The 10492-nt window shown below is 59.6% G+C and carries 8 protein-coding genes; 3 read left to right on the top strand and 5 right to left on the bottom strand.

The features are described 5' to 3' along the window. Positions 1–314: 314 nt before the first annotated feature. Positions 315–995 carry a 2-C-methyl-D-erythritol 4-phosphate cytidylyltransferase gene (ispD, locus tag JNN07_11495; protein ID MBL9168356.1) on the bottom strand — a complete coding sequence of 227 codons (681 nt, stop codon included), beginning with the start codon at positions 993–995 and terminating at the stop codon, positions 315–317. A 4-nt stretch (positions 996–999) separates the two neighbouring features. Next, positions 1000–2724 (bottom strand): single-stranded-DNA-specific exonuclease RecJ, encoded by a 1725-nt coding sequence (recJ, locus tag JNN07_11490; GenBank protein MBL9168355.1) that lies wholly within the window; start codon positions 2722–2724, stop codon positions 1000–1002. A gap of 448 nt (positions 2725–3172) precedes the next feature. On the opposite strand from recJ, the gene JNN07_11485 reads away from it, so the two are divergent. From JNN07_11485 to cysQ, 3 genes are all read left to right on the top strand, one after another. Further along, complete coding sequence (locus JNN07_11485; GenBank protein MBL9168354.1) at positions 3173–5008, top strand: glycine--tRNA ligase; 1836 nt, start codon at positions 3173–3175, stop codon at positions 5006–5008. A gap of 81 nt (positions 5009–5089) precedes the next feature. Next, entirely contained in the window at positions 5090–5854 is a 765-nt protein-coding gene (locus JNN07_11480) for a phosphocholine cytidylyltransferase family protein (protein ID MBL9168353.1), read from the top strand. Between the two features lie 69 nt (positions 5855–5923). Further along, positions 5924–6685 carry a 3'(2'),5'-bisphosphate nucleotidase CysQ gene (gene cysQ / locus JNN07_11475; protein MBL9168352.1) on the top strand — a complete coding sequence of 254 codons (762 nt, stop codon included), beginning with the start codon at positions 5924–5926 and terminating at the stop codon, positions 6683–6685. Here the strand turns inward: cysQ and JNN07_11470 are convergent. The 3 genes from JNN07_11470 to rpsU form a co-directional block, all read right to left on the bottom strand. Next, the gene (locus tag JNN07_11470; protein ID MBL9168351.1) at positions 6656–8359 is read right to left on the bottom strand and encodes a CotH kinase family protein; all 1704 of its coding nucleotides are present in this window, start codon (positions 8357–8359) and stop codon (positions 6656–6658) included. The two genes, cysQ and JNN07_11470, sit on opposite strands and share 30 nt — an antisense overlap. 89 nt (positions 8360–8448) lie before the next feature. Further along, on the bottom strand, positions 8449–9630 hold the full coding sequence (locus JNN07_11465) for a flippase-like domain-containing protein (protein ID MBL9168350.1): 1182 nt from the start codon (positions 9628–9630) through the stop codon (positions 8449–8451). A 97-nt stretch (positions 9631–9727) separates the two neighbouring features. Then, positions 9728–9925, bottom strand: coding sequence for a 30S ribosomal protein S21 (gene rpsU / locus JNN07_11460; protein ID MBL9168349.1), 198 nt, complete (start codon positions 9923–9925; stop codon positions 9728–9730). Positions 9926–10492 lie beyond the last annotated feature (567 nt).

Raw genomic sequence — 10492 nt, 5'->3', positions numbered from 1 at the left:
GATGGGGTTGTGGATTCTATGGCGTTTTCCCCAGGGTAGCTCGTTCCTCCCAACCCTGGGCTTTGAGGCGCAATCCCGTTGGGATAGGGAGGAAGCCCTCCGAACTTGTGGGTAATGCTCAGAGAGGTCTACCGCACTCCAAAGCGGCAATCGCGTCGCGAAGCATATGGAGTGCTGTAGCCCTCTACAGCTTTTCGGGCACCCCGGAGGGGGATCCCAGCTCCGCTGAGGGGACCAAAGCGGTAGAGGTCTACCGCACTCCAAAGCGACTAGCGCTTCGCGAAGCGTCCAGAAATCGCCCACTCCGCCTCGACTCACGTTGTTCCCAACAAGACCTCGAGATACTTTAGGTCTTCGGGAACGGTGACCTTTGGATTGGGCGCGCGTGAAGCAACCAGATGAACCGTCTGCCCGATCAGCTCGCAGGCGGCGGTGTCGTCGGTGACTTGCAGGCCTCTTTCTCGGACCTCGAGCAATGCTCGACGGATGATCTCAACCTGGAACGTCTGTGGTGTCTGTACCGACCACAGTTTGGAGCGGTCCAGGTGCTTGCTGATGGTTCGGCCATCGGCCGATTCCTTCATGGTGTCAGTTACCGGTTGGGCGGCAACCGCCGCGCCATGCTCCTCCGCGGCGCGCAGGCAGGCGGTAATGAGTTCCGCTGACACACAGGGGCGGGCTCCGTCATGGATCGCCACAATCTGGCAATCTTCGCGAACAGCCTCGATGCCATTCCAGACCGAGTCTTGCCGCTCGGCTCCTCCCGGCACGATGCGATAAGGCTTCTTCAGGCGAAGGCTTTTGGCCAATTCGTGGAATGCCATCTCCAGTGAGCCTCGCACCACCAAGACCACCTCAGCGATCCCGGGATGTTGGTCGAAGCGCTGCCAGGTATGACCTACAATGGGCACGCCACCCACCTCCAGAAAGAGTTTATCCCGTTCGGGACCGAAGCGGGTGCCGCGTCCGGCGGCGACAATGACGGCGGAATTCATGAGTCTAAGAAGTGGTGGCGGGCCGCCAGTCCAGCACATTGAGCTGCACATGGGTGTGCCCGTTGTATTCGTTGAGCTTGGGGACGAAGGCGAGATCGAACGTGCCTACGGGAAGCGGAGAGTCCCCGGCTCCCCACCAGATGGCCTCCACGGCCGGTCCCGGGCCCTGATTGACCCAAAACTTGGCGTGCTTTTTCTCCGCGCCGATTCGCTGCAGAGGCCGGTGGTGACGCAGGCCCCGCGCGAAAACCTGCACCGCCGGATTGCCCATGCCGGTCTGCTGTAGCCGGTGCAGTTCTTCAATACGCTGGATGGACAGATCGCGCGCCGTGACCTCCGCGTCGAGACGAAGCCGAGGCTGCAGTTGCTCGGCCGTCAAGGACTGGCGGGCGATGTCGTTGAGACGCCGACGAAGTTCGTTGACCTTTCCAGGCTCCACGCTCAGGCCCGCCGCCATCGCGTGTCCGCCATGACGAATGAGCAGGTCGTCGCATTGGCGGAGGGCCGAGGCCAGATCAAACCCGTCGATGCTCCGCCCTGACCCGCGCCATTCATGACCATCTCCGCCCAGGATGATCGCGGGACGGTAGAACTCCTGACACACCCGAGAGGCCACGATGCCTACCACGCCGATGTGCCACATCAACTGGCCCTCCACGATCACCAAATCGTGCTCCGGCTGGAATCGGGAGCGGATTCCGCTAAGCACCTCCTCGGCGATGGACCGTTCGATATTCTGGCGTTCCCGATTGCATTCATCCAGGGTTTTGGCGAGGGGCAGAGCGTGAGCGAGGTCAGGAGAGAGCAGTAGGTTCAGGGATTCCATCGCGTTCTCGAGCCGCCCGGCGGCGTTCAGACGGGGAGCTAGCTGGAAACCCACCTCGTAGCCCTGAATCCGGCCTTCGATTTGCGCGACTTGCTTCAGGGCCAGTAGTCCCGGGCGCTGCGTCACGTTCAGACGTTCGAGTCCAGCGGTGACGAAGATGCGGTTTTCACCGATCAAAGGAACCAGGTCAGCGATCGTGCCCAACGCAACGAGATCCAAGTAGGATTTGAGATCGAGGTTCAACGCGCCCGGCAGGTTCAGCTCGCGGGCACGCTTGAGCAGGCCGTGCGCCAGTTTGAAGGCCAGACCGACGGAGCACAGCTCCTTGAAATGCGGCGGGTCGACTGACAGCTGCGGGTTGACCAGAGCGACCGCCTGGGGCGCAGGACTCGACACTTGGTGATGATCGAGGACAATCACATCGACGCCCTTGCCGCGGAGCCACTCGATGGACTGAACCGCAGTCGATCCGCAGTCCACCGCCAGGATCAGCGAGGTGTCGAAGCGGGCGATGCAGTTCTCCACCCCCGATTGGCTGAGTCCGTAGCCTTCCTCCAGCCGGTGCGGAAGATAGCAGTGCGCTTGGAAACCGAGACTGGTGAGAAACTCGAACAGCAGGGTCGTGGAGGTCACGCCATCGACATCGTAATCGCCGAAGATCACGAGCGACTCCTGATTGGCACGGGCGGCTAGCAAGCGATCCACCGCCTGACCCAAGTTGGGAATCAAGAAAGGGTCGGCCAAGCTTTTGAGTCGGGGGTCAAGAAAGGTACGAATCGGCTCCGCCTCGCGGAAGCCTCGATTCACCAGGCATTGAGCCAGGAGCTCGGAGATGCCGAGCTGCCTGGACAGAGTGCCGGCGAGCTCGGGCTGCGGGGTCGCGCTGATCCAGCGATACCTCATGAGACTGCCCACGTGGATCGCGCCGGGCGGAAGGAGCAGCCTTTCAGCCCGAGAAGAACCGCCCCGGACCGCAAACCAGTCCCCCGTCGGCTGGAACTAAAGTCGAATCGTTGCACCTCTCGACCTTAGCCAAGTGATGGAACCAGCACAATGAGAGTTCTGCGTGCCACGAGTGAGCTGAGACTTGGGTGAGATTCGGGATAATCTACATCCAGAGGTCTTCATCCGGGGGTAACCATCCTCGTGCAACGGAGCCTGAGACCCTTGTGGGATCAACGAGATTAGGATTCTAAGCTCAATCGAATCGATCTTGGACCAAGTGGCCTGCTACCTTGGCGACGTTCCCCTTCCAAGCCGCCCCTGGAAATAGTCAAACCCTGCCTGTTTGCTTGGGTCACTCCCTCCGTTCCTTGACTCTCCCGCCGGTTTCAAGAACTATTCCACCCTTATGGCCGAGCCCAAGTCGAATGAGTTAATGGAACGAATCGTTTCTCTGTGTAAACGTCGTGGATTTGTTTTTCAGTCTTCCGAGATCTATGGCGGCATCCAGGGTTTTTGGGACTACGGCCCCTTGGGGGCGGAACTGAAGCGGAACGTCAAGGAGCTCTGGTGGCAAACGATGACTCGGCTGCGCGAAGATGTCGTCGGGTTGGAGGCAACCATCATCATGCACCCGCAAATCTGGCGGGCTTCCGGTCATGTCGACACCTTCAGCGATCCCATGAGCACATGCCGTCAGTGCAAGAAGCTCTTGCGCTCCGATCAGGTGGGGGAAATGTTGACGGAAAGCCCCTGGGCTCAGGCGCTCTGGGAATTGTTTCCCGATGGCGTGATCGATGTCGAAAAGCTGCGCATGTGGTCCAAGGGCAAGGGGCTTCGCTTGGCCCCGGGTGCCGCTTTGATTCGGCGTCCCGACCAGACTCTCGCAGGCATCGCCGAGCACCTGCAGAAAACCGGGCCCGTGAAAGTTGAGCGCACGGTCATCTGCCAATATGTGTCGGCGGAGACCATCGACCCGGCCAACCTGCCTTTGCCGTGCCCGCATTGCGGCGGCGATCTGACGGCTCCCCGGGCGTTCAACCTGATGTTCAAGACCTATGTGGGTCCGGTGGCCGATGAGGAGAATGTCGCCTATCTCCGTCCCGAAACGGCCCAAGCGATCTTCGCCCAGTTCAAGAACGTCCTGGAAACGTCCCGTCAGACGGTGCCCTTCGGCATCGCGCAGATCGGCAAAGCCTTTCGAAACGAGGTTACTCCGCGCAATTTCACGTTCCGGTCCCGAGAGTTCGAGCAGATGGAACTGGAGTTCTTTATTCGCCCGGATGAAGCCGTCGAGGCCTTGGCTGGCCAGGTGGCGAAGGCGGCGGATGGAGATTGGCAAAACGAGCCGCAGCTCAATTGGGGTTGGGAGGTCTGGCACAAGTATTGGGTGGAGCAGCGCATGCGGTTCTATGAATACATCGGGCTGCCGCGCACAACTCTCGAGGAATACTGGCAGAAGCCCGATGAGCTGGCTCACTACGCCCGCGCCACTGTGGATATTCTCTTCAAATTCCCCTTTGGAACCCAGGAACTCGAGGGAATTGCCGCCCGTGGCGACTTCGATCTGTCTCAGCATCAGCGCTTCGCCGGAAAGTCCATGGAAGTCTTCGAGGAAGATCTCAAGAATGCCTGGGCCAAGCTGGACGATGCCGCCAAGGCGGCGATTCTTCAAAAGACGACTGCCAGCCGTTTGGCGGCCCTGATCAAGAAGGGAGTCGCACCGGCCGAGGCGCAGACCCAGGCCGATGCCGAGGCGAAGGCCTTCGTGGAGCGCTTGTCCAGGGGCAGCTATGTGCCGCATGTGATCGAACCGTCGGCCGGCGCTGATCGTTTGATTCTCGCCTTGCTCTGTCATGCTTACCAGGAAGAGACGGTGACCGATGACAAAGGCAAGAGCGAGGTGCGCACCGTCATGCGGTTTCACCCGCGGGTGGCACCCGTCAAGGTGGGCGTGTTCCCCTTGCTCAAGAACAAGCCGGAACTCGTCAAGAAAGCCACCGAGGTTCGCGACCTGCTGCGAACTCATATGAATGTGTTCTACGACGATGGTGGCGCGATCGGCCGACGCTACCGACGTCAGGACGAAGCCGGAACCCCGTTCGGGGTCACGATCGACTTTGGAACCTTAGGGGAGCCACCTGAGCTGAAGGACACGGTGACCCTGCGTCATCGTGATTCCATGAAGCAGGAGCGGATCGCCATCAGCGAACTCCTGGCGAGGATCCTTCCTGAAATCCGATAACCTGGGGAAGTGGGACGATCTCACAGGCTCCACGAAATAATTAGTCTCGTCCGATAAACTGCAACACGGCATCCTTGACCTATGAACGCCTTCATCTACGCCGCTGGACGTGCGACGCGTCTCGGCCCGGCCGCCCAGAATCGCCCCAAACTCTTGATCGAGTTTGGCGGCCGCAGCCTGCTGGAATGGCATGTCATTCGCCTCCGGGAAGTGGGTGTGGACCGCATTCGGGTTATCACCGGTTTTCTACGGCCGATGATGCAAGCGGCCATCTTCGAATTGGCGGCCCGCTACAGCGTGGATATCGAGGAGATCTACAACCCTGACTTCCAGGAAGGCAGCGTTCTCAGCATGGCTGTGTCCCTGCCTCAGGTCGAGGCCTCCGGTCCCAGCGCGCTGTTATTGGACGGGGATGTGCTCTACGGACGGGAGATGTTGGCTAGGCTGATCAGCTCGCCGCACCGCACTGCTCTGCTGGTTGATCGGGGTTACTCGGCGGCGGATGACGATCCGGTGCTGGTCCCGATCAATGCGGGACGCCCCTTCGATTTCGTCAAGCGCTGGCGGGGCGAGGCGGATCAGCTCGGCGAGTCGATTGGATTTTTCAAAGTGGCTCAGGAGGATATTGCGGCCCTGGTCGCTGAGACCCGTTCCCGGGAGTCCGGCGCTGGCCGGATGGATTCGTACGATGAGGTGATTCGCGCGATGGTCCGGAACGGCTTGTTTGGCCACGAGGATGTGACCGGGTTGCCTTGGACAGAGATTGATTTTCCGGAGGATGTCCGCTTCGCCAACGAGAAGGTGCTGCCGGCTTTGTTGGATTCCGCCGCTCCGATCAAACGTTGATTCTTCCTCCTAGGTCGCCGGTCTCAGCAGTCCCCGGGGCTGGTGAGGGCGCTTGAGGGTTCTCGTTCCATGATCGATTCCATTCTAAAGATCGCCGCCGAGGCCGGAACTGAGGTGCTGAAGCACTACGGTCGCGTGACGGCGAGCGCCAAAGCGGATCAGTCGCCGCTCACGGCGGCCGATCTGGCGTCTCATGAGCTGCTCGCTCGGGAGTTGTGCCGTCTGGATCCCTCCTATCCGGTCCTTTCTGAGGAATCGGAAGCCATCGACTATTCCACTCGCCAGGCCTGGAGCCGCTTTTGGCTGATTGATCCTCTCGATGGCACCAAGGAATTCTTGAAGCAGTCGGGAGAGTTTACGATCAACATCGCCCTGATTGACCAGGGTGTTCCGGTCCTCGGAGTGGTTTATGCCCCGGTGCTGGAGCAGTGGTATTGGGCGGAGCGAGGGGGAAAGGCGCTGAAGCGGTGCGGTCGTGCGCTTCCGGTGGAGATCCGAGTCCGAATACCCGACCCTGACCGTCTGACCATCGTGGCCAGCCGAGACCACGCCGGGCCTCAGGTGGCGGAGTTGCTCGCTCGGTTTCCGAAAGCCCAAACCTCGAGCATGGGAAGTTCGCTCAAATTCTGCCTGGTGGCGGAAGGGGCAGCCGACGTTTACCTTCGAGACATCCCGACCATGGAATGGGACACGGGAGCAGCTCAGTGTGTCGTGGAGGCGGCCGGGGGGATGGTGGCTGACTTGGACGGAGTGCCCTTGTCCTACAACAAACCTCAGCTTCGCAATCCTTCGCTCATCACCCTAGGGGATCCTCGATTCCGCTGGCGGTGAGTTGGGCAGCTTTCGCAGTTTCAGGGAACTGGCGTCGAAAAGCCCACGCCCGGTGGCACCTCTAAACTCACAAATGAATTCCACTTCGGCCGGCCCTAGGGTTTCAAAGCCATAGCGCAACGGAACCCACGTTTCTGAGGTGGCCAACGGCCCCGCCTCCCGCTCGCCCGAAATTCTCAGGATCACCCCGCTGTTCGTCGCGCCGGCCACGAGACCCTCCACCCGGCCCAAGCCACTGAACTCATACTTGCCACCGTCCAGAAAAATGCTTCTGCGCCACGACCCGGCGACCCAGGTGCTCTGGACTTGAACCTCGAGTAGTCTTTTTTCCCCCTCATTGATGGTTTGGCCGGTGACGGGTGAGTTTGCCGATTCACGGAACTTCCAGCCTCGGAGGCGATACGGGACGTCTGGTTCCAGTGCCAGGGGCACCTCCCGATTCGCCAGTTGGGAGCGAACCTCGGCTGTCCGGCGGGTGATCCTCGATTTGAAGCCTTCCACGAGAGCCGCATAGCGAAACCGTTCCACCAGTCCAAGTGCGCCGGAGTCGCGGACCTGAGTCGCGAGTTGGTCCACCCGAGCCAGCAGCTTTTGCTCGATGAAGTGATTGGTGAACACCTGCTCCACCCGATCCAGAAATCGCCGGCGACCTTCCGGCAAGCTCAGGAGACCGCGAGCTACCAGTCCATCCCATTTGGGGGTTAATACCTTCGGCGGGGACAGCCCGGCACCGAGGATCTGATCCAGTCCATGGGGCATGAATACCATCCGACCTTGGGAAACATCATGAAAAATCCGAAAGTTATTAGGTCCCAGGCAATAGCCATCCCAGTGTTGGAGGAGCAGTTCGGTGGCCGCGAAGGACAAAAAGCGGTCGACATCCAGGATTCGTTCCAGTGCGGCCATCCGATTCGATGCCCCCTTTTCCCGACAGGCGGCTGCCAGTTGAATCAGGTCCGCTCGGTTGGTTCGATTCTCCCCGGCGTCTGCCTCCAGAGATTTGGTGATGTCATTACCTGATCCCCCGTCGTAGAGGTTCCCTTTGGCCGACGGGAAATGCCGCTTCACGAAACGCTTGTTGTACCCTTCCACCAAAACATAAAGCCCGAGTTCCCGATCGTTCAGGCGAACTTTCGCGTAGCCGACGCGCGCTGTTGGCACCCCTGCGGATTGAAATAATTCTCGGGAAATTCTCTCCGAAAGATACGTGGGATCCTGAATGGAGTTGTTGAGATGGATTTTGTCCAGGCCATGAAAGGTTTGGCCGGGGGCAAACTTGTCGAAGTTGAGCGTCAAGGAAGGTTTGGCGTCCAGGTCCTGATAACTGTAGGAGCCTTTGAGATGGACAGCGACGTTGGTATAAACCCGCCCACCCTCTCGAACCGTGACCCGCACATCCTCCCGTGCCGGCCGCGGTTGACCGGGGACCTGGTGGTATCGGCCGAGAACCTTCATGCCCTCCGGTGGAATGTCCAGTATCAGTCGGTTTACGACGCCTTCCTGGAACACAGAGGCAGTGGGGTCGGACAACGCCGTCGCCGCCCGCCCGACACGTTCCAGTGAGAGAAGAAGAACGAGAACGATCGTGGTCATGAATCCCCTGGAATCGACCCAAGCGCGGATGCGTTGCGGCCGCCGGGCGTCGTGTCGGGTGGTCTCAAAGGATGCGTTCATAGCGGCGATTCCAGCCCTGGCTCGTCCTGGGAGCGCGGACGCTGGTCACACCAGAATAGGACACTTGATCTCGCGTCGGGTTACAAAAATCAAGATCGATCTGGAGTTTCCAACTCGCGCGAGAGGGCCTCGGCTTCCGCTTGTTCCGCCGAGGGATCCAAGAGCGAGTGCTGTCGACGGAACCGCAGATAGACCACGCCACCCACCAGGCTCCAAAAGAGACTTCCGGCGTACACCAGCAAGGACAGTGAAAGCGCGGCCGTGGCATCGATCCCAACTGCTTTGTCACAGAGGAGATACACGAAGAAGTTTTCCCTCATGCCTAACCCGCTGGGAGTGATGGGCATCGCAATGAGAGCGGTGATTACGGGGACGATGAGGGCGGTGAGAAGGGGAGCTAGCGGAATGTTGAGGCCATTCGCCACAACCTGCACGTGCAGGACACAGAGAAGATTCAACACCATGGAGACGGCGAGGGTGCGGCTCACGAACAGGGGTTCCTGTCCAAACCGGCGGCAGGCATCCAGTGACCGCTCCAAGGCAGGCCCCTTGGGAAGACGTCGCAGAAAGTCGCGCGCTCCTTTCCATCCCTTGGTCAGCCCGCTGCGCAGGGAGACCAGCACAAGGCCGCTGCAAGCTGCGGTCATCGCGATGACAACCAGGCAGCTCAGCCGGAGGTAGTGGTGACGAGTGATTAGGTCCCAGTTGGGAACCATGAGGAGACATCCAAAGAGCAGCAGTCCCCAGAGCCCGAGGATCCGGTCGATGAACACGGTGACGACAGCCTCGGTTTTCTTGTGATGGGTATCCCGTGCGGTGTAGATGGCGCGCATCACGTCGCCGCCAGCCGAGCCCAGGAGGAAAGAGTTAAAGAAGTGGCTGACCAGGCTGATTTCGATGGCCCGCGACCAAGGAAGCAGGAGGCCGTGCACACGCAGGACCATTCTCCACCGGGCCACACCGGTCAGCAGGATGCAGCCCATGACGACCAGCGAGGTCAGGAATGCTCCGGGAGTGATGGTGCTCAATGTCTTGGCCAGCCGACCGGGACCCTCGGTCCAGGCAAATTTCCATCGCTCGACTCGGGTCAGCTTCGCCAATTCCGAGGCATCCATGAGCTGGAGGGCTTCGGAATAGAAAATCGCGTGAAACACCCAGGCTAAGAACAATGCGCCGGCCGTGAGTTGCAAGCCGACTTTCAGCCAGGGACGGGTTTTGGGGGCAGGGGATCCACCCGTCTCGTGAGGTGACTGGAAGCCGGGCGAACTCACGAGGCTACTTGAGGTGAGGGACGATGGAGCCAAAAAAAGCGGCCGGATGTGCCTCGGAGGGAAACACACCCGGCCGTTGAAAATTCCATGGGGAAGTTTAGAGGTCCGCGTAGCGGGCGCTCAGCATGGCGGAGAATCGGGCCGCTTTCATCTTGCGGCGCTTTTTCTCGCTAGGCTTCTCGAAATGGCGGTGGTTCCGCACTTCTTTCAGAGTCCCTTCGCGATCGATCTTCTTTTTCAATCGTCGCAGGGCCTTTTCTACTGATTCGCCTTTTTTGAGTCTGATCTCAGTCACTCGTAGTCACTTCCTTCCACAATAATCGCGGGTCAATTCGTCGACGTTCATCGTCGGGGACTACCTCGCGTCAGAGGGGCAAAATACGAGGGGATAGACGGGGTGTCAACGGCCAAATCCGTGACCGGGACGGGATGGGTGTGATTAGTTCCGGGTGGGGCTTGGTCTTTTGTACGTAGTTCCGCCTTTAGCCCAATCCATGCAGTCGTTCAGCACGCGTTTGCTTGATCTTTTTGCGAAATCCTTCGTTGTTCGTTGCTTACGTATTTCGCTCAATACGCTCGCTCCTCACGCCTCGGTTTTCGCAAAAACCTACTGCGCAACCGCATGCCGCCCTACTGCATGGATTGGGCTTAAGGCGGTCCCCCGGAGCTTGATGATCATGGAAACGCTAGATCCTATACTGCTGGGCTAATGGTTGCGCCTTTTCCGCCTGAAGCCCAATCCATGCAGTTGGAGTCGCGTTCGCTCATGGAGATGCCCCTAGGTTTAGCCAGTTGGGTTCGAGCCTTCCAACTGCATTGCAGTTGGGAAGTGGAGAAACAATTTTGTCCAAAAGTCTTCTCC

This window comes from Verrucomicrobiales bacterium, assembly GCA_016793885.1.
Lineage (GTDB): Bacteria > Verrucomicrobiota > Verrucomicrobiia > Limisphaerales > UBA11320 > UBA11320.
Note: the sequence above shows the minus strand (reverse complement) of the source record. Positions and strands in the feature narration are given on the sequence as shown.

Excerpts from the sequence above, each read along its gene's own strand:
- JNN07_11470 (MBL9168351.1), bottom strand. The coding sequence starts at position 8,359 with ATGAACGCATCCTTTGAGACCACCCGACACGACGCCCGGCGGCCGCAA.
- cysQ (MBL9168352.1), top strand. The coding sequence starts at position 5,924 with ATGATCGATTCCATTCTAAAGATCGCCGCCGAGGCCGGAACTGAGGTG.
- JNN07_11480 (MBL9168353.1), top strand. The coding sequence starts at position 5,090 with ATGAACGCCTTCATCTACGCCGCTGGACGTGCGACGCGTCTCGGCCCG.
- JNN07_11485 (MBL9168354.1), top strand. The coding sequence starts at position 3,173 with ATGGCCGAGCCCAAGTCGAATGAGTTAATGGAACGAATCGTTTCTCTG.
- recJ (MBL9168355.1), bottom strand. The coding sequence starts at position 2,724 with ATGAGGTATCGCTGGATCAGCGCGACCCCGCAGCCCGAGCTCGCCGGC.
- ispD (MBL9168356.1), bottom strand. The coding sequence starts at position 995 with ATGAATTCCGCCGTCATTGTCGCCGCCGGACGCGGCACCCGCTTCGGT.